The sequence below is a fragment of the Streptomyces sp. NPDC050147 genome, from assembly GCF_040660195.1.
Classification (GTDB): domain Bacteria; phylum Actinomycetota; class Actinomycetes; order Streptomycetales; family Streptomycetaceae; genus Streptomyces.
On the sequence record NZ_JBFALJ010000005.1, the window covers coordinates 317609 to 341483 of the forward strand.

At 70.6% G+C, this 23875-nt stretch carries 22 protein-coding genes and 1 pseudogene; 18 read left to right on the plus strand and 5 right to left on the minus strand.

Translation table 11 applies throughout. The features are described 5' to 3' along the window. Positions 1 to 123 precede the first annotated feature (123 nt). The 4 genes from hutU (at position 124) to hutI (ending at position 5907) form a co-directional block, all read left to right on the plus strand. Positions 124 to 1806: a urocanate hydratase gene (gene hutU, locus AB0I94_RS11645; RefSeq protein ID WP_363309296.1), complete on the plus strand. Its 1683-nt coding sequence runs from the start codon at positions 124 to 126 to the stop codon at positions 1804 to 1806. 17 nt (positions 1807 to 1823) lie between these two features. Next, entirely contained in the window at positions 1824 to 3026 is a 1203-nt protein-coding gene (locus tag AB0I94_RS11650) for an allantoate amidohydrolase (RefSeq protein ID WP_363309334.1), read from the plus strand. Beyond that, complete coding sequence (locus tag AB0I94_RS11655; protein WP_363309297.1) at positions 3023 to 4375, plus strand: formimidoylglutamate deiminase; 1353 nt, start codon at positions 3023 to 3025, stop codon at positions 4373 to 4375. Before AB0I94_RS11650 ends, AB0I94_RS11655 begins: the two co-directional genes overlap by 4 nt. A 359-nt stretch (positions 4376 to 4734) precedes the next feature. Beyond that, positions 4735 to 5907, plus strand: a complete 1173-nt coding sequence (gene hutI / locus AB0I94_RS11660; RefSeq protein ID WP_363309299.1) for an imidazolonepropionase — start codon at positions 4735 to 4737, stop codon at positions 5905 to 5907. 95 nt (positions 5908 to 6002) lie between these two features. Here hutI and AB0I94_RS11665 read toward each other — a convergent pair whose 3' ends face one another. Next, the gene (locus AB0I94_RS11665; protein WP_363309300.1) at positions 6003 to 6206 is read right to left on the minus strand and encodes a DUF397 domain-containing protein; all 204 of its coding nucleotides are present in this window, start codon (positions 6204 to 6206) and stop codon (positions 6003 to 6005) included. A 123-nt stretch (positions 6207 to 6329) separates the two neighbouring features. On the opposite strand from AB0I94_RS11665, the pseudogene AB0I94_RS11670 reads away from it, so the two are divergent. From AB0I94_RS11670 to AB0I94_RS11680, 3 genes and pseudogenes are all read left to right on the plus strand, one after another. Further along, positions 6330 to 6557, plus strand: a pseudogene (locus AB0I94_RS11670) (ATP-binding protein); the annotation flags it as partial. After that, complete coding sequence (locus AB0I94_RS11675) at positions 6558 to 6797, plus strand: hypothetical protein (protein WP_363309301.1); 240 nt, start codon at positions 6558 to 6560, stop codon at positions 6795 to 6797. Between the two features lie 49 nt (positions 6798 to 6846). Next, positions 6847 to 7545 carry an aspartate/glutamate racemase family protein gene (locus AB0I94_RS11680; RefSeq protein ID WP_363309335.1) on the plus strand — a complete coding sequence of 233 codons (699 nt, stop codon included), beginning with the start codon at positions 6847 to 6849 and terminating at the stop codon, positions 7543 to 7545. Positions 7546 to 7679: 134 nt separating this feature from the next. Here AB0I94_RS11680 and AB0I94_RS11685 read toward each other — a convergent pair whose 3' ends face one another. After that, on the minus strand, positions 7680 to 8651 hold the full coding sequence (locus tag AB0I94_RS11685) for an RNA polymerase sigma factor SigF (protein WP_363309302.1): 972 nt from the start codon (positions 8649 to 8651) through the stop codon (positions 7680 to 7682). A gap of 238 nt (positions 8652 to 8889) precedes the next feature. Here AB0I94_RS11685 and AB0I94_RS11690 point away from each other — a divergent pair, with 238 nt between their 5' ends. The 6 genes from AB0I94_RS11690 (at position 8890) to AB0I94_RS11715 (ending at position 14826) form a co-directional block, all read left to right on the plus strand. Next, positions 8890 to 9261: an STAS domain-containing protein gene (locus tag AB0I94_RS11690; RefSeq protein WP_363309303.1), complete on the plus strand. Its 372-nt coding sequence runs from the start codon at positions 8890 to 8892 to the stop codon at positions 9259 to 9261. Positions 9262 to 9537: 276 nt separating this feature from the next. Continuing rightward, positions 9538 to 10056, plus strand: a complete 519-nt coding sequence (locus tag AB0I94_RS11695; RefSeq protein ID WP_363309304.1) for an ATP-binding protein — start codon at positions 9538 to 9540, stop codon at positions 10054 to 10056. A gap of 204 nt (positions 10057 to 10260) precedes the next feature. Beyond that, the gene (locus tag AB0I94_RS11700) at positions 10261 to 10992 is read left to right on the plus strand and encodes an LPXTG cell wall anchor domain-containing protein (RefSeq protein WP_363309305.1); all 732 of its coding nucleotides are present in this window, start codon (positions 10261 to 10263) and stop codon (positions 10990 to 10992) included. Between the two features lie 140 nt (positions 10993 to 11132). Then, a complete protein-coding gene (locus AB0I94_RS11705) occupies positions 11133 to 12116 on the plus strand; it encodes a DUF916 domain-containing protein (protein ID WP_363309306.1) in 984 nt (327 codons plus the stop codon). 134 nt (positions 12117 to 12250) lie between these two features. Next, on the plus strand, positions 12251 to 13423 hold the full coding sequence (locus tag AB0I94_RS11710; RefSeq protein ID WP_363309307.1) for a hypothetical protein: 1173 nt from the start codon (positions 12251 to 12253) through the stop codon (positions 13421 to 13423). Next, positions 13420 to 14826: a hypothetical protein gene (locus tag AB0I94_RS11715; RefSeq protein ID WP_363309308.1), complete on the plus strand. Its 1407-nt coding sequence runs from the start codon at positions 13420 to 13422 to the stop codon at positions 14824 to 14826. The genes AB0I94_RS11710 and AB0I94_RS11715 overlap by 4 nt, the downstream gene beginning before the upstream one ends. 166 nt (positions 14827 to 14992) lie before the next feature. On the opposite strand, the gene AB0I94_RS11720 is transcribed toward AB0I94_RS11715, so the two are convergent. Together AB0I94_RS11720 and AB0I94_RS11725 are read right to left on the minus strand one after the other, a co-directional pair. Then, positions 14993 to 15895: an alpha/beta hydrolase gene (locus tag AB0I94_RS11720; protein WP_363309309.1), complete on the minus strand. Its 903-nt coding sequence runs from the start codon at positions 15893 to 15895 to the stop codon at positions 14993 to 14995. Positions 15896 to 16057: 162 nt separating this feature from the next. Continuing rightward, complete coding sequence (locus AB0I94_RS11725) at positions 16058 to 17584, minus strand: oligopeptide:H+ symporter (protein ID WP_363309310.1); 1527 nt, start codon at positions 17582 to 17584, stop codon at positions 16058 to 16060. Between the two features lie 474 nt (positions 17585 to 18058). Between AB0I94_RS11725 and AB0I94_RS11730 the strand changes: the two genes are divergently transcribed. Beyond that, positions 18059 to 18736, plus strand: coding sequence for a response regulator transcription factor (locus AB0I94_RS11730; protein WP_363309311.1), 678 nt, complete (start codon positions 18059 to 18061; stop codon positions 18734 to 18736). A gap of 51 nt (positions 18737 to 18787) precedes the next feature. Continuing rightward, the gene (locus AB0I94_RS11735) at positions 18788 to 20065 is read left to right on the plus strand and encodes an ATP-binding protein (protein WP_363309312.1); all 1278 of its coding nucleotides are present in this window, start codon (positions 18788 to 18790) and stop codon (positions 20063 to 20065) included. 17 nt (positions 20066 to 20082) lie between these two features. Here the strand turns inward: AB0I94_RS11735 and AB0I94_RS11740 are convergent, their stop codons facing one another. Continuing rightward, on the minus strand, positions 20083 to 20625 hold the full coding sequence (locus AB0I94_RS11740) for a GtrA family protein (RefSeq protein WP_363309313.1): 543 nt from the start codon (positions 20623 to 20625) through the stop codon (positions 20083 to 20085). A 217-nt stretch (positions 20626 to 20842) separates the two neighbouring features. On the opposite strand from AB0I94_RS11740, the gene AB0I94_RS11745 reads away from it, so the two are divergent. The 3 genes from AB0I94_RS11745 to AB0I94_RS11755 are packed head-to-tail and all read left to right on the plus strand — an operon-like array spanning position 20843 to position 23759. Further along, the gene (locus tag AB0I94_RS11745; protein ID WP_363309314.1) at positions 20843 to 22006 is read left to right on the plus strand and encodes a 5-(carboxyamino)imidazole ribonucleotide synthase; all 1164 of its coding nucleotides are present in this window, start codon (positions 20843 to 20845) and stop codon (positions 22004 to 22006) included. After that, a complete protein-coding gene (gene purE / locus AB0I94_RS11750; RefSeq protein WP_363309315.1) occupies positions 22003 to 22554 on the plus strand; it encodes a 5-(carboxyamino)imidazole ribonucleotide mutase in 552 nt (183 codons plus the stop codon). Before AB0I94_RS11745 ends, purE begins: the two co-directional genes overlap by 4 nt. 5 nt (positions 22555 to 22559) lie before the next feature. After that, complete coding sequence (locus tag AB0I94_RS11755) at positions 22560 to 23759, plus strand: dipeptidase (protein WP_363309316.1); 1200 nt, start codon at positions 22560 to 22562, stop codon at positions 23757 to 23759. The last annotated feature ends 116 nt before the right edge of the window (positions 23760 to 23875 follow it).

Consider the following 23875-nt stretch of genomic DNA (forward strand, 5'->3'; position numbering starts at 1 on the left):
AGCGGTCTCGCTGTCGTACCCATGTATTGACTAGCTCTATTCAACATCGCAGGATGTGAATAACAAGGTCACAGCAGTCCACCACGAGCTCACGAGCAGAGCTTCACGCGAGGAGGCATCGCCATGTCAGGACCCCGCCCCGTACGGGCACCGCGCGGCAGTGAACTGAGCGCCCTGGGATGGCAGCAGGAAGCCGCCCTCCGGATGCTGCAGAACAACCTCGACCCCGAGGTCGCCGAGCACCCCGACAAGCTCGTCGTCTACGGCGGCACCGGCAAGGCGGCCCGCGACTGGCGCTCCTTCGACGCGATGGTGCGCACGCTCAAGACCCTCAAGCAGGACGAGACGATGCTCGTCCAGTCCGGCCGCCCGGTCGGCGTCATGCAGACCCACGAGTGGGCCCCGCGCGTCCTGATCGCCAACTCCAACCTGGTGGGCGACTGGGCGAACTGGGAGGAGTTCCGCCGCCTGGAGCAGCTCGGCCTCACCATGTACGGCCAGATGACGGCCGGCTCCTGGATCTACATCGGCACGCAGGGCATCCTCCAGGGCACGTACGAGACGTTCGCCGCCGTAGCCGCCAAGAAGTTCAACGGCACCCTCGCCGGGACGATCACCCTCACCGCCGGACTCGGCGGCATGGGCGGCGCCCAGCCCCTCGCGGTCACGATGAACGACGGCGTCGCGATCTGTATCGACGTCGACCCGCGCGCCATCGAGCGCCGCATCGAGCACAAGTACCTGGACGTGAAGGCCGACTCCCTGGAGCACGCGCTCCAACTGGCCGTCGAGGCGCGGGACGCCCGCCGCCCCCTCTCCATCGGCCTGCTCGGCAACGCCGCCGACCTGCTCCCCCGCATGCTGGCCGAGTCCGCCCCCATCGACATCGTCACCGACCAGACATCGGCCCACGACCCGCTCGCGTACCTCCCCACCGGCGTCGACTTCGACGACATGGCGTCGTACGCGGCCAAGGACCCGGCGGGCTTCACCACCCGCGCCCGTGAGTCCATGGCCCGGCACGTCGAGGCGATGGTCGGCTTCATGGACGCGGGCGCCGAGGTCTTCGACTACGGCAACTCGATCCGAGGTGAGGCGCAACTGGCGGGCTACGACCGCGCGTTCGCATTCCCCGGCTTCGTCCCCGCCTACATCCGCCCGCTCTTCTGCGAGGGCAAGGGCCCGTTCCGCTGGGCGGCGCTCTCGGGCGAGGCCTCGGACATCCACAAGACGGACAAGGCGCTCCTGGACCTCTTCCCGGAGAACGAGTCCCTGCACCGCTGGATCAAGATGGCGGGGGAGCGGGTCCACTTCCAGGGCCTCCCCGCGCGCATCTGCTGGCTCGGCCAGGGGGAGCGCGACAAGGCGGGCGACATGTTCAACGACATGGTCGGCAACGGCACCCTCGCCGCGCCGCTCGCGATCGGCCGCGACCACCTGGACTGCGGCTCGGTGGCCTCCCCGTACCGCGAGACGGAAGCCATGCTGGACGGCTCGGACGCGATCGCCGACTGGCCGCTCCTGAACGCCATGGTCAACGTCGCCTCGGGCGCCTCCTGGGTCTCCATCCACCACGGCGGCGGCGTCGGCATGGGCCGCTCGATCCACGCGGGCCAGGTCTCGGTCGCCGACGGCACGAAGCTCGCGGGCGAGAAGATCCGCCGCGTCCTCACCAACGACCCGGGCATGGGCGTCATCCGGCACGTGGACGCGGGCTACGACATCGCGGAGTCGGTCGCGGACGAGAAGGGCGTACGCATCCCGATGCGCGAGGGCGACGACGCCGCCGTGGGTGACCAGGCGTGAGTGACACGTTCCACGCCATGTGGCGCTCGCTGCGGCCCATCGGCCGCAGCGACGCCTCCGGCGGCTACCGCCGCTACGCCTGGACCGGCGCCGACGCCGAGTGCCGACTCTGGTTCCAGGCGCAGGCGGAGGCCCGCGGTCTCGACTACGAGGTCGACCGCAACGGCAACCAGTGGGCGTGGCTCGGCGACCCCGCCCGGGGCGACGCGGTCGTCACCGGCTCACACCTGGACTCCGTACCGGACGGCGGCGCCTTCGACGGCCCCCTCGGGGTCGTGTCCGCCTTCGCGGCGCTGGATGAACTGCGCGCACGGAAGGTGGCATTCCGCCGCCCCCTGGCCATCACCAACTTCGGCGACGAGGAAGGCGCCCGCTTCGGCCTGGCCTGCGTGGGCTCCCGCCTGACCGCCGGACAACTCACACGCGAGAAGGCGTACGAGTTGACGGACACGGACGGCATCACGCTCCCGCAGGCGATGGAGGCGGCGGGATACGACCCGTCCGCCATCGGCCCCGACCCTGAACGCCTGTCCCGAATCGGCGCGTTCGTGGAACTGCACGTCGAACAGGGCCGCGCGCTCGACCTGACCGGCGACCCCGTGGGCATCGCGTCCGCCATCTGGCCGCACGGACGCTGGCGCTTCGACTTCCGGGGCGAGGCCAACCACGCGGGCACCACCCGCCTGGTGGACCGCCGCGACCCGATGCTGTCGTACGCGGAGACGGTCCTCGCGGCCCGCAGGGAGGCCGAACTGGCGGGCGCGGTGGCGACGTTCGGCAAGATCTCCGTCGAACCGAACGGCGTCAACGCGATCCCGTCCCTGGTCAGGGGCTGGCTGGACTCCCGCGCGGCCGACCAGTCCACCCTCGACACGGTCGTGACGGGCATCGAGAAGGCGGCCCGCGAGTACGCGGACCGGCACGGCATCGACCTGGACGTGGTCCGCGAGTCGTTCACCCCGGTGGTCGAGTTCGCGCACGCCCTGCGGGACGAGCTGGGCACGATCCTCGGCGCCGGGACCGGCAGAGAGCTGCCCGTTCTGGGAACGGGCGCGGGACACGACGCGGGTATTTTGTCCGGCTCGATCCCCACCGCCATGCTGTTCGTACGGAACCCCACGGGCATCTCACACTCCCCGGCCGAGTTCGCCGCCGAGGACGACTGCGTGGCCGGGGTGACCGCACTGGCCGACGTACTGGAAGGGCTGGCGTGCAGGTGACGACGGAGACTTACTGGCTGGAGCAGGCCTGGCTCGACCCGACGGTGGAGCCGGGCGTAGCGGTGGAGGTGACGGGCGACCGGATCACGGCCGTCCGCAAGGGCGTAGAGACCCCGCCCCCCGGCGCGACGGTACTGCGCGGCCTGACGGTCCCGGGCCTCGCCAACGCCCACTCCCATGCCTTCCACCGTGCCCTGCGCGGCACGGTCCAGGTGGGCTCCGGCACGTTCTGGACGTGGCGCGAGGTCATGTACGCGGTGGCGGACCGCCTGACGCCGGAGTCGTACCACGCGCTGGCCCGCGCGGTGTACGCGGAGATGGCCCTCGCGGGCATCACCGTGGTGGGCGAGTTCCACTACCTGCACCACGCGCCGGGCGGAGTGGCTTATGCGGACCCCAACGCGATGGGCGAGGCGCTGATCGAGGCGGCGGCGGACGCGGGCATCCGCATCACGCTTCTGGACACGGCGTACGTGGCTTCGGGCCTCTTGACGGAGTCACGCGGCGAACCCCCCAACCGCCACCAGCTCAGCTTCTCCGACGGCACGACGGAGGCGTGGGCGGAGCGGGCGTCAGCCCTCAAGGACCGTGCTCACGCCCGGATCGGCGCTGCCATCCACTCCGTACGAGCGGTGCCCGCGCGGCAGTTGGGCACGGTGGCGCAGTGGGCGTCGGCCCGCGAGGCGCCCCTCCACGTGCACCTGTCCGAGCAGACGGCGGAGAACGAGGCGTGCCAGGCGGTACACGGCCGCACTCCGACGCGCCTCTTGGCGGACCACGGGGTCCTGGGCCCCCGCACGACGGGCGTACACAACACCCACCTCACGGACGAGGACATCGCCCTGCTCGGCCGCACGACGACGGGCACGTGCATGTGCCCGACGACGGAGCGCGACCTGGCGGACGGCATCGGCCCGGCGGTCCGCCTCCAGCGGGCGGGCAGCCCCCTCTCCCTGGGCAGCGACAGCCACGCGGTGATCGACATCCTCGAAGAGGCGCGGGCCATGGAACTGAACGAGCGCCTGCGCTCGCACACACGGGGCCACTGGACGGCGGCGGCGCTGCTGCGAGCGGCTTCCGTCGACGGCCATGCGGCGCTGGGCTGGTCGGACGCGGGCGTGATCGAGCCGGGCGCCCTCGCCGACTTCGCCACGATCGCGCTCGACTCGGTCCGCACGGCGGGCCCGCTGCCGCGCCTGGCGGCGGAGACGGCGGTGTTCGCGGCGACGTCGGCGGATGTGCGGCACACGGTGGTGGGGGGCCGCCACGTCGTACGGGACGGAGCCCACACCTTGGTGCCGGACGTGGCGGGGGCGTTGGCGGAGGCGGTGGCGGCGCTGAGAGATTGACGCACTTCAGGGCAGCGGGTCCTGACTGAACTGCCGCTTCGCGGTGACTTTCCCCCCACCCGCCCACCCGTTTGCCCGGCGGCTGTCCAGCCACTTCTGGCGGGGTCTTTCTGCGGGTGGAGGGTTGTGGTTGGACCGCCGCTTCGCGGTGGTTTTTCCCGCCCGCCCACCCGTTTGCCCGGCAGTTGCCCACCCACCCCCGGCGAAGTCAGTTCAGCCCGTCCGGCGTTTGAGGACGAGCGCGCAAGCGCGATCTCCCGAGCCCCGGGCGGCGGAGCCGCGATTTCGGGAAGGGGCGGGATCGGGGAAAGAACCGCCGGAGGCAAGACGCCCGCCCCCACTCACCCGCAGAGGACCCCATGACCACCACCCTCATCACGAACATCGCCAGCCTCGTCACCAACGACCCCGCCCAGGGAGACGGAAGCCGCCTGGGCCTCATCGAGGACGCCGCAGTAGTCCTGGACGGTGACCGCATCGCCTGGGTGGGCCCCACGGACAAAGCTCCGTCGGCGGACGAGGCGTACGACGCACAGGGCCGAGCCGCCATCCCCGGCTTCGTCGACTCCCACAGCCACCTCGTCTTCGCGGGCGACCGCACCCAGGAGTTCAACGCCCGCATGTCGGGCCGCGCGTACTCCGCGGGAGGCATCCGCACGACGGTGGCGGCGACCCGGGCAGCCACGGACGCCGAGCTGGAGGCGAACCTCACGCACTACTTGGCGGAGGCCCTCCGCCAGGGCACGACCACGTTCGAGACGAAGTCGGGCTACGGCCTCAACACCGAGGACGAGGCCCGCGCCCTGCGCATCGCGTCCCGGCACACCGACGAGGTGACGTACCTGGGCGCACACATCGTCTCCCCGGACTACGCCGAGGACCCGGCGGCGTACGTAGACCTGGTGACCGGCGAGATGCTGGAGGCCTGCGCCCCCCACGCCCGCTGGATCGACGTCTTCTGCGAGAAGGGCGCGTTCGACGGCGACCAGGCCCGCGCGATCCTGACGGCGGGCAAGGCGAAGGGACTGCACCCCCGCATCCACGCGAACCAGCTCTCGTACGGCCCCGGCGTACAGCTCGCCGTGGAACTGGACGCGGCATCGGCGGACCACTGCACGCACCTGACGGACGCGGACGTCGACGCGCTGGCCCAGGGCAACACGGTGGCCACGCTCCTCCCCGGCGCCGAGTTCTCCACCCGAGCGGAGTGGCCCGACGCCCGCCGCATCCTGGACGCGGGCGCGACGGTGGCCCTCTCCACGGACTGCAACCCGGGCTCGTCCTTCACCTCGTCGGTCCCGTTCTGCATCGCCCTGGCGGTACGGGACATGGGCATGACCCCGGACGAGGCGATCTGGTCGGCGACGGCGGGCGGCGCGGCGGCTCTGCGCCGCACGGACGTCGGTTTCGTACGGGAAGGTGCCCGCGCGGACCTGGCGCTCCTGGATGCCCCGAGCCACGTCCACCTGGCGTACCGTCCGGGGGTTCCGTTGGTGAGCGAGGTGTGGCAGCGGGGCGTCCGGGTGCGCTGACGGTCCTTGCTCGCGGAGGGGCGTTGCAGGAAAGTCCCGCCGACAGCCACGGATCGTGGCCTGGCAGTGGGACTTTTCTGCGACGCGCTGCCTTCTCAGGCGGCGAGTTCGCCCTGCGTGACGGTGGCGACGAAAGGGGCCCACGCGTTGGCGGGGATCACGAGGGCGGGCCCGCTCGTGACTTTGGAGTCCCGAACGGGGACGACACCGGGAAGGCCGTCGGCTACCTCGACGCAGTCGCCGCCGGTGCCGTTGCTGTAGCTGCTCTTGCGCCAGCGGGCGGCGGCTCTGCACCGCACGGACGTCGGTTTCGTGCGGGAAGGTGCCCGCGCGGACCTGGCGCTCCTGGATGCCCCGAGCCACGTCCACCTGGCGTACCGTCCGGAGGTTCCGTTGGTGAGCGAGGTGTGGCAGCGGGGCCGCACCTCGGCGAGGGAACCCCCGTGAAGGTGAGAGTCACCGGCGGCTCCGGACGGATCCGCGTGGCGGTGACCGACCCCGACCCGCGCGCCTGGCCCCTGCTCCGCCTGGCCGGCGGGGACGACGAGACGGGGCGTGGTCTGGCCCTGCTCGACGCGGTCTCGCTGCGCTGGGGCGTGGAGCTGGGGCCGGACAGCAAGACCGTCTGGTGCGAACTGGGGGAGGGCTAGGTGGCGCACCGCCTGCTCGTCGGGCTTCTGGCCCGTCTGCTCGCCCGCCTGCTCGTCCGGCTCCTGCCCGGTACGGGCGCACGCCGCGCTCCCGTCACCACAGAAGTGCTCCCGCTGAGGCTGACGGCAGCCCGGACCGACCCTCGACCCCGCAGCCCGTACGCGCGTGAGGTCGCCGAAGACCGCCCCATCGAGGTCAGCGCCATCCCTCTCACGCGGCCCTACTGCCGTGCCGCCTGAGGGGCCTGCCCACGGACCCCCGGGTGCGATCCTGAACGCCATGAACCCCATGAAGACCATCGGCCTCATCGGCGGCATGAGCTGGGAGTCCAGCGCCGAGTACTACCGGCTGCTCAACGAGCTCGTACGGGAGCGGCTCGGCGGGCTGCACTCCGCTCGTTGCGTGCTGTACTCCGTCGACTTCGCCGAGATCGAGCAGCTTCAGGCCGCGGGGGAGTGGGAGCGGGCGGGGGAGGTGCTCGCCGGTGCCGCCAAGGGAGTCGAGGCGGCCGGCGCCGAGCTTGTGCTGATCTGCACCAACACCATGCACAAGGTCGCCGGGCAGGTCCAGGACGCCCTGTCCGTGCCTCTTCTGCACCTCGCGGACGCCACCGCCGAGGCCGTGCTGCGGGACGGCGTACGGCGCGTGGGGCTGCTCGGTACCGCGTTCACCATGGAGCAGGACTTCTACCGGGAGCGGCTCGCCGCGCACGGGCTCGACGTGATCGTGCCGGACGCGGAAGGGCGCGCGCTCGTGCACCGTGTGATCTACGAGGAGTTGTGCCGAGGTCTGGTGCGTGACGAGTCACGTGTGGGGTACCAGGGGGTTATCGGCGATCTCGTACGGAAGGGGGCGGAGGGAGTGATTCTGGGGTGCACCGAGATTGAGCTTCTCATCGGGCAGGAGCACAGCCCGGTGCCGGTCTACCCGACGACGAGGCTGCATGCGGAGGCGGCGGTGCGGATGGCGGTGGAGCCGGCGCCGTAGAGCAAGCAGCCAAGCAGTCAGCGAGCAGCCAGCAAGCAACCCACCCGCCTACCCCGGACTGCGGGGCAAACGGGTGGGTGGGTGGGAGAAGCGGCAATCGACAAGCCCGCAAAAACGCCGAGCGGCGAGCCCCCTCACTCGTCGACAGTCAGTCCCTTGCGGAGCTTGACGAGAGTGCGCGACAGCAGTCGCGAGACGTGCATCTGCGAGATGCCCAGCTCTTCGCCTATCTCCGACTGCGTCATGTTGGCGACGAAGCGCAGCGAGAGGATCTTCCGGTCGCGCGGCGGCAGTTCGGCGATCAGCGGCTTCAACGACTCGACGTACTCGATGCCTTCGAGTCCGTGGTCCTCGTAGCCGATCCGGTCCGCGAGCGCGCCTTCGGAGTCGTCCTCCTCGGGCTGCGCGTCCAGCGAGCTGGCCGTGTAGGCGTTGGACGCGGCCATGCCCTCGACAACCTCGTCGTTGGAGATGCCCAGGCGCTCGGCGAGCTCGCCCACCGTGGGGGCGCGATCGAATTGCTGGGCGAGTTCGTCGCCCGCCTTGGCGAGGTCCAGTCGGAGTTCCTGAAGGCGGCGCGGCACGCGCACCGACCAACTCGTGTCGCGGAAGAAGCGCTTGATCTCGCCGACGATGGTCGGCATCGCGAAGGTCGGGAACTCGACGCCTCGGCTGAGCTCGAAGCGGTCGATCGCCTTGATCAGGCCGATGGTGCCGACCTGGATGATGTCCTCCATCGGCTCGCTGCGGGAGCGGAACCGGGAGGCGGCGAACTTGACCAGGGCGAGGTTCAGTTCGACGAGTGTGTTGCGGACGTACGCGTACTCGTGCGTCCCTTCCTCGAGTGATTCGAGGCGTTCGAAGAGGGTCTTGGACAGAGCCCTCGCATCCAGCGGCCCCACCTCGTCGAACGGCGGGATCTCGGGCAGGTCGGCGAGCCCCTCCAGGGCTTCCGCCTCCGGTACGGACGTCAGGTCCGGGAGTTCGCCGGGCATGGCTTCCGTGCGGGGACCCGGGATCTCGGTCTCGATACGGTTCGGCGGGAGTGTCGACGTCGCTCGGTCAGTGCGCGATTCGTCGAGCCGGGGTGACATGGTGTCCTCCATCGTTCTCGGCATATGGCTGCCGATGCCAATACGTGCACTGCGGTGTGCGGCGCCTCCAAAGCCGTCAGTGTTGATTACTGTCTCTTCTACCCCTACCCGTTTCCACAGCCCGGTCGCAAGTGCGTTGTGTTACTAAATGTCCGAATTCTGGGGGATGTTCGGGTACCCGAGAGCGCGAGGAAGGCGTAATGTTCAGGGGCGTCATCAACAGCCACGACGGTCGGAAGTGAGTGACGGAATGGACCGCGGGACAGTCGGTAGCGCGCATCGGGGCCGGCTTCTGGTCGAAGTCCGGGCGGAAGGCCCGAGCGTCGTCGTTACTCCGGCGGGTGAGTTGGATCACCACACCGCCGATTTGTTGCGTGAGCCACTCGAGGCGTGCCTCGACGACGGCTTCTCGCGTCTGGTCGTCGACTGTTCGCGACTGGAGTTCATGGACTCCACCGGACTCAACGTCCTACTGGGGGCTCGGCTCAAGGCCGAGGCGGCGGGGGGTGGGGTGCATCTGGCAGGGATGCTGCCCGTGGTGGCCAGGGTCTTCGAGATCACCGGAGCCGAGGCGGTCTTCAGTGTCCACGAAACCCTCGCGGAGGCCTTGTCGTCCGACTGACCGAGTGGTCCGCTGACGGAGCGTGCTCAAGAGTTGCGCGCCCGTTGTCTCTATGTGATCACTGAGTTACGAGTGTCACACGGGTCGCGTCGAATAAGTGGGTGTTCTCACGGTTCGGCCGGGCAGGAGACACCCTGGATACGTAGCCAGCGGTCCGCGTAGCAATCGTTGCCAAAACAACAGCAGGAACGGTCGAGCAGCCGATGAACCTCCTGGAGCCCTGCTTCTTGTCCAGTTCCTTGTCCAGAGTCCCCTTGTCGGTGAGGTGAAGCGCTGATGAGCACCACCCGGCCTTACTCGCCGGGCGACCGCGGCCCGGAGCCCGAGGTCGCTGTCGCGGCCGTCCCCGCGGACCAGGCCGTCCCGGCGGCCACGGTCCGTCAGGGGCGCCAGGTCCGCAGGCTGAGCCTGAACGGCGCCAGCGGCATCGTGCCGCTCGCCCGGGACTTCGCCCGCCAGGCGCTGCAGGCGTGGGGTTGGCTGCCCGCGGCGGGCGCCGATCAGCGTGCCGCCGCTGAGGACGTCCTCCTCGTGGTGTCGGAGCTGGTGACCAACGCGTGCCTGCACGCGGAGGGCCCCGACGAGCTCTGGCTCTCCTCGGACAGCAAGGTGCTGCGGATAGAGGTGTCCGACCGCGGCGCCGGTCAGCCGACGCCTCGTACCCCGCACCGCGCGGGGCGCCCCGGCGGCCACGGGATGTTCATAGTCCAGCGGCTCTGCCTGGACTGGGGGGTCGTCCGCACCCCGGGGGTGTCGGGCAAGACGGTGTGGGCGGAGCTGAGCGCGCCCGTGTAGGGCCAGGGCCGCGCGCTTGCGCAGTGCCCACTCAGTTCCCCCTTGGGTTACCCACGGTTCGTACGCGCGCCGGATCACTGAGATCCGGCGCGTTCTTTGTCTTCCCTCGGCAAGGCCCCGGGCGTACCTTGAGCGCCCAATCTGATGTGCCGTCAGTAAATCCGCACCGCGGCACAGCCACGACCGGCATGAGGGGAACTCGAGGTGTCGTACCAAAAACATAGGGTCGCGCTCGCGCTTGCCACGGCCTTGGCCGGCGGCTCGGCGGTGCTGATGGCCGCCCCCGCCGCGCAGGCCGAGGTCCAGGACGTCAACTACCAGTGCAAGACGCCCATCGGCAACAAGGGCGCGGTCTCGCCGATCGACATCAAGAGCGTGAAGAGCGGTAGCGGCTACAAACTCACCATGTCCTTCCAGAAGGGCGTCTCCTCCAGCCCCGTGGAGCTGGGCAAGGGCGCGATGAAGCCGAGCGCGCTCATCAAGCTGGGCGGCGCCGAGAGCGGCACGGTGCCGGTGTCCGGAGCGCCCAACGACAAGGCGATCCCCGCCAACACCCCCATCAAGATCAGCGACCTGTCCGGAACGTACACGCCCAAGAAGAGCGGCAAGGTCACCTTCACGGCGGGTGTCCTGACGATCAAGGCGCTCGGCACGACGACGACGTGCACCCCGTCCAACAGCCCCAAGCCCGCGCTCTCGCTGGACGTGAAGGGGTCGGGCGGCGGCGGAACGACGGACGACGGCTCCGGCGGAACCAGTGAGGACAGCGGCTCCGGCGGTGCGGCCAGTGCCCCCTCGGGCGGCGAGGAACTCCCGCAGACCGGGCCCGCCGACTCGGCGATCGCGCTCGGCACCCTCGGCGGCACGGTGCTGCTCGCGGGCGCGGCGGGCGCGCTCTGGCTGACCCGCAGGAACCAGGCGGCCCGGTCGCGCTAGCCCGGACAGACCTGGGCGCGGTGCGCGGCGTCGCGGGGACGCGGTGGCCGCGCGCGCCCCGTCCGACCCCGCGTACGAACCGTACGGATCGTACGACTCGTACGACGTGTACTCAGCGTACGTAGATCCAGGAGCCGCCGATGCCGTCTCTGCTGTCCGTTGCCCGCGCTCTCGCCGTGTCCGTGGCCTTACTGGTGACGGGCCTGGTGCCGACGACGCCGGTGTTCGCCGACGACGCCGGAGCGTGGTCGATCGCGCCCTTTGCGGGAGGAGGGACCCGGCCGGCCAAGGACGGGCGGCCCTACTTCTACGTGGAGGGCACGCCGGGCTCCGTCCTTGAGGACACGGTGACGGTCACCAATCCGGGGTCGAAGCCGCGCACGGTGGAGCTGAGCGGCGCGGACGCGGGCAACACCAAGGGCGGCGCGTTCTCTCTGGAGCGGGGCAAGCCGAAGGACACCGGCTCCTGGATCACTTTCGCCGAGCGCGAGGTGAAGGTCCCGCCGCGCACGCGGGCCGAGGTGCCGTTCAGCGTGAGCATCCCCGAGAGCGCGGTGCCCGGCGACCACCCCGGGGCGGTCGTGGCGCGGGAGGGCGGCCGCGACGCCGGGGTCCGCGTGCATCTGCGGGTGAGCGGTCCGACGCTCTCCGCGCTCACGGTCGAGCGCGTGAGGACCGAGGGCGAGCGCATCTCGTACGACGTCGTCAACCGCGGCAACACGGTCCTGACCCCGAAGTTGAAGGTCCACGCGGAGGGCCTCTTCGGTCCGCTGCTCGACCGGGGCCCTCGCACGCTGCCGGTGGAACTCCTTCCCGGCCGCAGGGTCACCCTGACGGAACCGTGGGCGGACGCCCCCGCGCTCGACTCCGTCGAGGTGACGCTCACGGTGACGGCATCGGGCGGGGCCCACGGCAAGGCGACGGCATCGGCCCGTTTCGTGCCGTGGGGAGCTGTGGCGGGGGCGGGGGCCGGGGTGCTCGGTCTGGTCGCGGCGAGCGTCTGGTTCGTACGCGAACGCAGACGCAGGGCGGCGGTGGCGGATCCACCGCTCGGCGAGCCTGAACAGGGCCTCGCGGGGCGGGAGTTGGCGGCATCCAGTACGGGAAGGGGCGACCAGTTGTGAGCGGCCACCTGTTGTGGGCAGGCGTTCCGCGGGGCGATCGAGGTCTCCCCTGCACAAGCGGGGCCGGGAGCCCGGGGAAGGGTGGGAACGGCACCCCACTGCCGGGCACCGGTGGACGAGGCGGCAAGCGGTACATGGCCGCGGCCGCCGTGCTGGCGGTACTGGCGGCGCTGCTGCTCCCGGCAGCCGCAGGCCAGGCCGCAGCCGCCGAGAAGCCTGAGGTCACCCTCTCCAAGGCCGAGGCGGGCAAGGGCGGCGACATCACCGTCAAGGGTGCGGGGTGGCGGAGGAACGCCCTGCTCATGATGTTTATCTGCGGCCAGTCCACCCCGGGCGACGGCGTGCCCGGCGGCACGAACTCCTGCGCCAACGACACCGGCCGCGCCGTCACGACGGACGGCGAGGGAACCTTCAGCAAGAAGCTCCCCGTGGCCGAGCCGCCCAAGCCCTGCCCCTGCGTGGTCCACGTGGCCACGGTGACGGGCGACAAGGCCCAGGCGGACGCCGCCTTCAAGGTGGCGGGGCACCCCGTCGAACCCTTGCCCAGGCAGCAGGGCGGCGGGAAGCTCTCCGTCCTCACCGATACGCGTCTTGAGGGATCGAGCGGTGTCCTGACCTGGTTCGGCGCGCCGCCGTCCCGCAAGTTCGTCTTCACCGTGGGCAACGTCGGCTCGGCCCCCGTCAAGGATCCGGTCTTCCAAGTGGGCACCTCCCACGGCGTGTTCGCACCGCAGTGGGAGGAACAGCAGTGGCGCGGCATCATAGCCCCCGGCAAGAAGGCCCAGATCACGCTGCCGGTCGAGCTCTCGGCCGGGGCGCACGGCAACTACCTCGTCTCCCTGAAGTTCGGCGACAAGGTCCTCGCCGAGCAGCCCTGGGGCGTCGGCCGCCCGTGGGGCGTCACCGTCTTCTGGGTCCTGCTCTGCGTCGTCGTGCCCGCCGCCGTCTTCCGCATCGGCATGGCGGTCGTGGACAGGCTCCGTCCCAACCGGCGCCGCCGCAGCAGCCGCCCGGCGGGACGCCACCGTACCGGCAGGATCGCCGAACTCACCGACCGGCTGCCGAAGTTGCGGCTCTCCCAGGGGGCGGTCGCGGCGGACGAGGCGGCCCGTACACCACGTACGAAGCCGTCCCGCGAACCCCGCGAGCCCGGCAAGTCCGGCGGCTCGGGCAAGGGCGCGGCCACGAACACGGGGACCCTCCCGTGGTTCACCCCTGACACAGACCCCGGCGCCGGTACCGCACCCGCCGCCGGACAGCTCTCCGCACCGTCAGAGAACAGCCCGACGACGAAGGGAAACACGTGAACAGCACACGACGGAGAGCGGGCGCGGCCTCGGTCTCGCTGCTGCTCGGCGGGGCGGGCATCCTGCTGGGCGCGGGTCCCGCGCAGGCGGCCGAGGTGGCGTACAAGACGGAGTGCATTCCGCCGTCGATATCGGGGCTGCCGCCGGTGCAGGGCACCACCAAGGTGGAGATCACCGCGCCGGCCACCGCGAAGGTGGGCGACGAGGTCGAGGTCGTATGGAAGACCACGGAGGCCGCGTCCAAGAACCCGGACATCCTCGACCTGGACAAGGACACGGTGAAGCCGACCGGCACCATCAAGCTGGGCGGCGGCCAGACCGGTGACCTGGCGGTGGCGGGCGAGCGGGTCAATCCGCCGATCAAGAAGAACAGCCCGATGATCCTGTCCGACATGAAGGGCAAGCTGAAGCTGACCAAGGCGGGCGACATCACGCTCACCCCGGGCGCGTACAACATCAACGTCAGCAAGCCGATGTCGACGGACACGAAGTGCACGCCGAAGGAAGAGGTCAAGGCGGGCGCGACCATCAAGGTGACGGAGGGCGGCGGAAGTTCGGGCGGCGCGGCCTCGGGCGGCAGCACGTCAGGCGGCGGCACCGGCGGCACCGGCGGCACCGGCGGCACCGGCGGCACCGGCGGCACCGGCGGCACCGGCGGCGGCGACACGGGTGGTGGCACCGGCGGCGACACGGGCGGCGACACGGGTGGCGACACCGGCGGTTCCACCAGTGGCGGTAGCGGTGGCGACGACGGCGGCAAGACGGACTTCCCCGGCAAGGAAGTCCAGACTCCCTACAAGTGCAAGACGCCCATCGGCGACAAGGACGCCACGTCGCCCGTCCAGATCAACGCCAAGAAGGACGGCGGGAGTTACGGCCTCACCGTCGAGTTCAAGAAGTCCGTCATGGACAGCCCCGCCGACATCCCCGCGGACTCGGTGAAACCGTCGATGGAGGTCAAACTGGGCGGCGCGGACAAGGGCACGGTGCACGTCGAGGGCCCCACCAACAAGGAGCCCATCAAGTCGGGTGACCCGATGACGATCCCTGACCTGACCGGCACGTACAAGCCGGGCGCGGACGGCAAGTCGACGCTCTCGCCGGGCGTCCTCACGGTCAAGGCGCTCGGTACGACGACGACCTGTACGCCGACCAAGGCCGAGGTCTCGCTGGAACTCGACACGGCGGCGCAGCCGGGCGGCGCCGGCGGTTCCGGCGACGGTTCCGCGGGGGGCTCCACAACCGGCGGTGGCTCCGCCGCAGGCGGTGGTGGCGACCTCGCCGAGACCGGCGCCGAGAGCGACGGGGCCTTGCGCGCCCTCGGCCTCGTCGCCGGAACAGTGATTCTGCTGGGCGGCGCGGTCTTCACGTTCCTCCCCGGGCGAAGGAGTGGCCTCCGCTGAAGCCCCGCCAGGGGCGCGGGGAACTGCGCGAGCAACCAGAGACGACCCGCACCGGCCGATGGCGCGCCTCTCGCAGACGGGTCTGCCTGCGGCGGCCCGTCCGGCGGGTGCGGGTCGTCATGGGTTGCTCGCGCAGTTCCCCGCGCCCCTAAAGGGACGCCGCCGCTCAGGCGTGCTCCCGCAGCCACCGCAGGACCGCCTGGGCGAAACCCGGGTCCCTCAGGAGCTCGCCCCCGTGGGCCGAACCCGGCTCGATGCGCACCGCAACGTCCCGCAGCCCCGCCGCCCTCTGCGCCTGCGCGAGGTCCGTGGAGTGGGCGACCGGGACGAAGTCCGCCGCCGAGTGCGTGAGGTACAGGGGCGCGTCGTTCTTGCCGGAGGCGCGCGACTTGGCCACCAGGTCGACCCACTTCTTCCAGCACGGCCCGGAGGCCCGGTCCGGCGCACACCCCGCGAGCAGCTCCGACGTCAGCCGCAGCTTGCGCCGGGCCGCCGAGGCCGCGCGCGTCCCGCCGTCCTTCCAGGCGCGGTAGGGCGATGCGACGGGGGAGAGCGCCACCACGCCGCGCACCCGCTCGCGCCCGGCGCCGTAGGCCCCCGCGCTGACGGCGAGATGACCGCCGGCGGACGACCCGAGCACCACGGGCGTGCCGCCGCCGCGCCGCTTCACCCACCGCAGGGCAGCGAGCACGTCGTCGCGCTGCGCGGGCCAGGCGGCGTCGGTGGCGAGGCGGTAGTCGGTGTCGTACACGGTGAACCCGCGCTCCGCGAACCACCGCGCCCGCCCGCTCCAGTCGGTGTCCCGCACCCAGGAACCGCCGTGCAGGATCATCAGGGCCGGGCGCCCGGACCGGTCGCCGTACACGGTGATCTTCTGGCGCGCGTGCCCCCCGTACGAGAAGGTCCGGCCGGGCGGCGGTCCGGGCGCGCCCTCGACGGTGAGACCGGGCGGCGGTTCGGGAACGGCCTCGACGGAGAGGTCGGGCGGCGGTTCGGGCACGGCCTCGACGGCGGCACTGGACGACAGCAACGCCACGCAGAGGGCGAGGGTCGGCAACGTACGACGCATGGCCAGATGCTTCACCGCCCGGCCCCGTCACCGGCACGGAAACGTTCCGCGTCACCGCCACGGGTTAGTGAACGATCCTCTGTTCGCACGAGTGGACGAACGGCGAGGGCCGCCGCACCGGGTGGTGCGGCGGCCCTCAGTTCGAGCGTGGGGGTGTGCGGATCAGCGCACGTCACCCATGAGCGCGCGCACCTTGTTGCGGGCCATGTAGACCGAGAAGCCGGCGAGCACCGCGGCCGCGGCCTCCAGGGCGACCATGCCCTGGCCGTTGAGGTCCACACCGGCGATGGCGAGCATGCCGGTCACGCTGTCACCCGCGGTGACGGCGAGGAAGAAGACTCCCATCATCTGGGAGGCGTACTTCGCGGGCGCCATCTTCGTGGTCAGCGACAGGCCCACCGGGGACAGGCACAGCTCGGCGACCGTGTGCATCAGGAAGATCAGCACCAGCCACCACATGGTGACCTTCGTGTCGCCGGTGGCCATGCCCATCGGGACGAGGAACACGAAGAACGAGGCGCCGGCCATCACCAGGGCGAAGGAGAACTTCACGATGGTGCTGGGCTCGCGGTTGCTGCGGGCCATCTTGATCCACAGGGCGGCGAAGACCGGGGCGAGCAGCATGATGAAGCCCGGGTTCAGCGACTGGAACAGGGTGTTCGGCATCTCCCAGCCGAAGATGTCCCGGGAGGTGTGGGAGTCACCGAAGAGGGACAGCGTCGACGCGCCCTGGTCGAAGATCATCCAGAAGATCGCGGCGGCCACGAAGAACCAGATGAACGCCGTCATCTTGGTCTGCTCTTCGTTGTTGAGCTCCTTGTCCCGCTTGATCTTGACCAGGACCGCGACGGGGATCAGCAGACCGGCCACGGTGATCGGGAGCAGCGCCCAGTTGAGGGTGAGCCGGTAGACGTCGGTGAAGGCCACGAGGAGGTAGAACGCCGCGATGACGGCGACGGCCCCGAGGGTCTTGACGATGACGCCGCGCTTCTCCTCGGCCGACAGCGGGTTCGGGACCAGGCTGCTCTCCGCGGACAAGTGGCGGGAACCGAGCATGAACTGGATCGCGCCGAGCGCCATGCCGACCGCGGCCAGGCCGAAGCCCAGGTGCCAGTTGACCTTCTCACCGAGGATGCCGATGGCGAAGGGCGCGGCGAAGGCACCGAGGTTGATGCCCATGTAGAAGATCGTGAAGCCGCCGTCGCGACGGAGGTCCTTCGGGTCGCGGTAGAGCTGGCCGACCATCGTCGAGATGTTGGCCTTCAGCAGACCCGAGCCGACCGCGACCAGGGCGAGACCGACGAAGAACATCGCCGAGCTCGGCAGGGCCAGGCACACGTGACCGGCGACGATCACGATGCTCGCGATGGCCACGGTCTTGCGGGCGCCCCAGATGCGGTCGCCGATCCAGCCTCCGGGCATGGCCATGAGATAGACCATGGCCACGTAGACGGAGTAGATGGCCGTGGCAGCCGCCGCGGTGTACGCGAGGCCGCCGCCCTGGCTGCCGGTGGCCGCGTCTGCGCCGCCGGAGACCAGGTAGAGCACGAGCAGGGCGCGCATGCCGTAGTAGGAGAAGCGCTCCCACATCTCGGTCATGAACAGAGTGGCCAGTCCGCGGGGGTGGCCGAAGAAGGTCTTCTCGGAGCCAGGGGTACCGGCGGAGTCCTTCGTCAGGCTGGACGCCATGGGTCGATCCTCGTGGTTCGGGACGCGCGGCAAGAGCGTGTGCGCGCCCGGTGGGGGGCGGTCGGCACCGGGGTCGCACCGGCCTCACCCCCACGCCCGGGGAGTGTTCGCGCCCCTTTTCGGGGAAGGCGCAGGACGGGGACTCCGAGATCCACGCCCTGGGCGCATCGTCACGCGCAGGGCCCGACCACAGGTCATTCCTTTCAAGGCTGGCACAAGCCAGCCCGCACATAAAAGAGACCTAAGGCCGCACAGCGGGCCAAAGGTCCTTGCATAGTGCATCAGGCGTTGGGTCACCATACGCCACGACAGTGCGGCATATGGAAGGACTTGAGAGATGGATCACAGGTTACGGTGGAACCGCCGACCCATATTCGAAGGTGATCCCCAGGATCGCACCCCATAGCCGCAGGGGCCGACCGACAGCGGGCGATCACCCCACGGCAGTCCTCCGGCGCGGACTACCATCACCCCATGACCCGTGTACTGCTCGCCGAGGACGACGCGTCCATCTCGGAGCCGCTGGCCCGTGCCCTGCGCAGGGAGGGGTACGAGGTCGAAGTGCGTGAGGACGGCCCGACCGCCCTCGACGCCGGGCTGCGGGGCAGCGTCGACCTCGTCGTACTCGACCTGGGGCTGCCCGGGATGGACGGCCTGGAGGTGGCCCGCCGCCTCCGCGCCGGGGGGCACACGGCGCCGATCCTCATCCTGACCGCCCGTGCCGACGAGGTGGACACCGTCGTCGGTCTGGACGCGGGCGCCGACGACTACGTCACCAAGCCCTTCCGCCTCGCCGAACTCCTCGCCCGGGTCCGGGCCCTGCTCCGGCGCGGCGCGGCCGAACCGCAGCAGGCTCCGGCCACGCACGGCGTGCGGATCGACGTCGAGTCGCACCGCGCCTGGATGGGCGAGGAGGAGCTCCAGCTCACGGCCAAGGAGTTCGACCTGCTCCGGGTCCTGGTCCGTGACGCGGGCCGGGTGGTCACCCGCGACCAGCTGATGCGTGAGGTCTGGGACACCACGTGGTGGTCGTCCACCAAGACGCTGGACATGCACATCTCCTGGCTGCGCAAGAAGCTGGGCGACGACGCGGCGAACCCGCGGTACATCGCCACTGTGCGGGGCGTCGGCTTCCGCTTCGAGAAAAGCTAGCGGCGCCCCTGACGGGGCCCCCGCCGGTTTGCGATCCGGGACACTGGGGGCATGCGCCGTCGCCTCATTAACTCCACGCTGGCCGTGGTCCTCGTCGTCATCGCCGTCTTCGGCGTGAGTCTGGTGATCGTAGAGACGAGGACCATCAGCAGCAGCGCCCAGGAGCGAGTGACCAGCGAGGCGTTCCGCCTGGCCAGCGTCGTCGACAGCAGGCTCATCAGCGACGAGCGGATCAGCGCCGAGATCCTCCGGGACGTGGCCGCGGTCGACACCGACCGCTACGCCCTCATCGAGATCCCCGGCCGCGCCCCCATCGAGATCGGCACCCGCCCCACCGGCGACGTCATCCGGGACACGGCCATGGGCGAGGAGGGCGAGAAGGTCACCGTCGAGGAACCGCGCACCGCGGTCACCCAGGAGGTCGGCCGCACCCTGCTGATCATCGGCGCCGTGGCCCTGCTGGCGATCATCGCCGCCGTACTCCTCGCCGTACGTCAGGCCAACCGCCTGGCCTCGCCCCTCACCGACCTCGCGGAGACCGCCGAGCGCCTCGGCTCGGGCGACCCGAGGCCCCGCCACAAGCGGTACGGGGTGCCGGAGCTCGACCGGGTCGCGGACGTCCTTGACAGCAGTGCCGAGCGGATCGCCCGCATGCTGACCGCCGAGCGCCGGCTGGCGGCGGACGCCTCGCACCAGCTCCGTACGCCTCTGACGGCTCTGTCCATGCGGCTCGAGGAGATCACCGTCACCGAGGACCTGGACACGGTGAAGGAGGAGGCCACGATCGCGCTCGCGCAGGTCGAGCGCCTCACCGACGTCGTGCAGCGGCTGCTCACGAACTCACGCGACCCGCGCACCGGCTCCGCCGTCTCCTTCGACCTGGACGAGGTCATCAAGCAGCAGCTGGAGGAGTGGCGCCCGGCCTACCGCAGCGCGGGCCGCGCCATCGTCAGCTCGGGCAAACAGCATCTGCGGGCCGTGGGCACACCGGGGGCGGTCGCCCAGGTCCTCGCCGCGCTCATCGAGAACTCGCTCATGCACGGCGGCGGCACCGTGGCCCTGCGGACCCGCGTCACGGGAAACCAGACGGTCATCGAGGTCACCGACGACGGCCCCGGCGTCCCCGCCGACCTGGGCGCACGGATCTTCGAGCGCACCATCAGCGGCCGCAACTCGACGGGTATCGGCCTCGCGGTGGCCCGGGACCTGGCCGAGGCGGACGGTGGCCGCCTGGAAATGCTGCAGACCAAGCCACCGGTCTTCGGCCTGTTCCTCTCGCGTACGCCGCCACAGAAGCGGAACCGCGAGCACGAGGAGACGGTGCGCTAGGCGGTAGGGGCTAGGCGCTAGCGGGTGCCTCGCCCGGCGGGGCGCTTCTCGTCGGTCGGCACGGACTTCGTCCCGGCCTTCGTCCCGGACTCGGGCTCCAGGAACGATTCCGCATGGGCGACGGTCGCGGGCAGCGCCTTGAAGACCCAGGTGCGGTAGGACCAGAAGCGGAAGCAGGTGGCGATGCCGATGCCCACGAACTTGAAGATGTTGCGCTGGAGCGGGCTGTCCCAGTCGAAGCCGTAGATCGCCGCGTACAGGACGCCGTTCTCGATCACCAGGCCGACCGCGCTGAAGATCAGGAACAGCGTGAGCTCCTTGGTGCGTGAGCTCTTGTCGCGGTCCTTGTACGTGAAGTAACGGAACCCCACGTAGTTGAAGGCGATGGCGACGACGGTGGCGATCACGTTCGCCCGCACGGCCTGGAGGTCGGTGGTGTGCCACAGCAGGTTGGAGACGCTGAAGTTCACCAGCGTGCCCAGCGCCCCCACGGCTCCGAACTTGGCCACTTCGCGCGCGAGCTGCTCCAGTCGCACCCGTAGTGCGCCACGTTCCGTCATGGTGGTCGCCCCAACCCCCGTCGTCGATTCGTTCGGTCTCGTCCTCGTCGACGTATGTGGTGATTCGGTCGCGTCAACCCAGCCATGCTAACCAGCGACCCCCGCCCGCCGCTCGGGGACGCCTCCACACTGTGGCGGCTCTGTGACGACAGAGCCCGTGCGGTGCACGGAAACCGGCCGTTCGGAGGTGGCCGATACAGGCCGATACCCTGGGGGTGTGACGTTCCCGGTAGTCGGCATGGTCGGCGGCGGTCAGCTCGCCCGCATGACCCACGAGGCGGGTATCCCCCTCGGCCTGAAATTCAAGCTCCTCAGTGACACCCCTCAGGACTCCGCGGCGCAGGTCGTCGGCGATGTCGTCATCGGCGATTATCGCGACCTCGACACGCTGCGCGAGTTCGCGAGGGGCTGCGACGTGATCACTTTTGATCACGAACACGTACCCACCGAGCATCTACGGGCCCTGGAGGCGGACGGCATCGCCGTGCGTCCGGGGCCCGACGCGCTGGTGCACGCCCAGGACAAGGGCGTGATGCGCGAGAAGCTCACGGAGATCGGCGTGCCGTGTCCACGCCACCGGATCGTGCGCGATCCGGCCGACGTGGCGGCCTTCGCGGCCGAAGGCCTTGCCGAAGGCTCTTCGGACGGCGACGGCTTCCCCGTGATCCTCAAGACGGTGCGTGGCGGCTATGACGGAAAGGGGGTGTGGTTCGTACGTTCCGTCGAGGACGCCGAAGACCCCTTCCGGGCCGGTGTCCCCGTGCTCGCCGAGGAGAAGGTCGACTTCGTACGGGAGCTCGCGGCGAACGTCGTCCGCTCGCCGCACGGCCAGGCCGTGGCCTACCCCGTCGTCGAGTCGCGGCAGGTCGACGGCGTCTGCGACACGGTCATCGCGCCCGCCCCCGGCCTCTCGGAGGGCCTCGCGGGCCGGGCCCAGGAACTGGCCCTTCGGGTCGCGAAGGAACTCGACGTGGTCGGCCATCTGGCGGTCGAGCTCTTCGAGACGCGCGACGGCCGCATCCTGGTCAACGAACTGGCGATGCGCCCGCACAACTCGGGCCACTGGACGCAGGACGGGGCGATCACGTCCCAGTTCACCAATCACGTGCGCGCGGTGCTCGACCTGCCTCTGGGCGACCCGCGCCCGCGGGCGAAGTGGACGGTCATGGCCAATGTCCTGGGCGGCGACTACCCGGACATGTACCAGGCGTACCTGCACTGCATGGCGCACGACCCGCAGTTGAAGATCCACATGTACGGCAAGGACGTGAAGCCCGGACGCAAGGTCGGTCACGTCAACACCTACGGCGACGACCTGGACGACGTGCTGGAGCGCGCGCGTCACGCGGCCGACTACCTCAGAGGAACGATCACGCAATGACCGCACCTGTAGCACCGGTAGCACCTGTAGTCGGCATCGTCATGGGGTCCGACTCCGACTGGCCGGTCATGGAGGCCGCGGCCAAGGCCCTCGACGAGTTCGAGATCCCCTACGAGGTCGACGTCGTCTCGGCGCACCGCATGCCCCGCGAGATGGTCGCGTACGGCGAGGAGGCGGCGGACCGCGGCCTCAAGGCGATCATCGCGGGGGCCGGCGGCGCCGCGCACCTGCCGGGCATGCTGGCGTCGGTGACACCGCTGCCGGTGATCGGCGTGCCCGTACCGCTCAAGTACCTCGACGGCATGGACTCGCTCCTGTCCATCGTGCAGATGCCCGCGGGTGTGCCCGTGGCGACGGTCTCGGTGGGCGGCGCGCGCAACGCGGGCCTCCTCGCGGCGCGCATCCTGGCCGCGCACGACCCCGAACTCCTCGGCCGTATGCGGGAGTTCCAGCAGGAGCTGAACGAACAGGCCACGGAGAAGGGCAAGCGCCTTCGCACCAAGGTCGAAGGCGCGGGCTCCGGCTTCGGTTTCGGCTCGGGAAAGTGAGCGGCATGACCTCACCGGACAGCGCCGCCCTGACGGACGCCCGTGCCTTCCTCGCCGACTTCCCGGTCGTCGACGGCCACAACGACCTGCCCTGGGCCCTGCGCGAGAAGGCGGGGTACGACATCGACCGCCTCGACATCGCGACCGACCAGACGGGCAACCTCCACACGGACATCACGCGCCTGCGGGCGGGCGGAGTCGGCGCGCAGTTCTGGTCGGTGTACGTCCGCACCGACCTGACGGGCGACGCGGCGGTGAGCGCCACGCTCGAACAGGTCGACTGTGTCGACCAGTTGCTCACACGCTACCCGGATGACCTGCGGCGCGCGCTGACGGCTGCGGACATGGAGGAGGCACGGGCACAGGGCCGTATCGCCTCCCTGATGGGCGCCGAGGGCGGCCACTCCATCAACAACTCCCTCGCGACACTGCGGGCGTTGCACGCGCTCGGCGTCCGCTACATGACGCTGACGCACAACGACAACATCGCGTGGGCCGACTCGGCGACGGACGAGCCCGGCGTCGGCGGACTCTCCGCCTTCGGCCATGAGGTCGTACGCGAGATGAACCGCAGCGGCATGCTCGTGGACCTCTCCCACGTGGCGGCGACGACGATGCGGGCGGCCCTGGACACCTCGGTGGCGCCGGTGATCTTCTCGCACTCCTCGGCGCGCGCGGTCTGCGACCATCCGCGCAACATCCCGGACGACGTCCTGGAGCGCCTGCCCGTCAACGGCGGTGTCGCGATGGCCACGTTCGTCCCGAAGTTCGTTCTGCAGGCGGCGGTCGACTGGACGGCGGCGGCCGACGAGAACATGCGGGCGCACGGCTTCCACCACCTGGACACGACGCCGGAGGCGATGAAGGTCCACGCGGCCTTCGAGGAGACCACCCCGCGCCCCGTCGCCACGGCCGCGACGGTCGCCGACCACCTCGACCACATGCGCGAGGTGGCGGGCATCGACCACATCGGCATCGGCGGCGACTACGACGGCACGGCGTTCACGCCGGACGGCCTCGACGACGTCTCCGGCTATCCGAACCTGATCGCGGAGCTCCTGACCCGTGGCTGGTCGAAGCCGGACCTGGCCAAGCTGACGTGGCAGAACGCGGTCCGCGTCCTGGGCGCGGCGGAAGACGTGGCACGCGACGAGCAGTCGCGGCGCGGCCCGTCGAACGCGACGCTTCAGCAGCTGGACGGCTGAGGGCGTACGGACAGCGGGGCGGGGGCGGCCCCCTCTCCCACCCTGGCCGCCCCCCTCACCGGCCGCATACCCGTCCTCGACATCGCGCCCCTCGTCCACGGCGGGCGGCGGCCCGC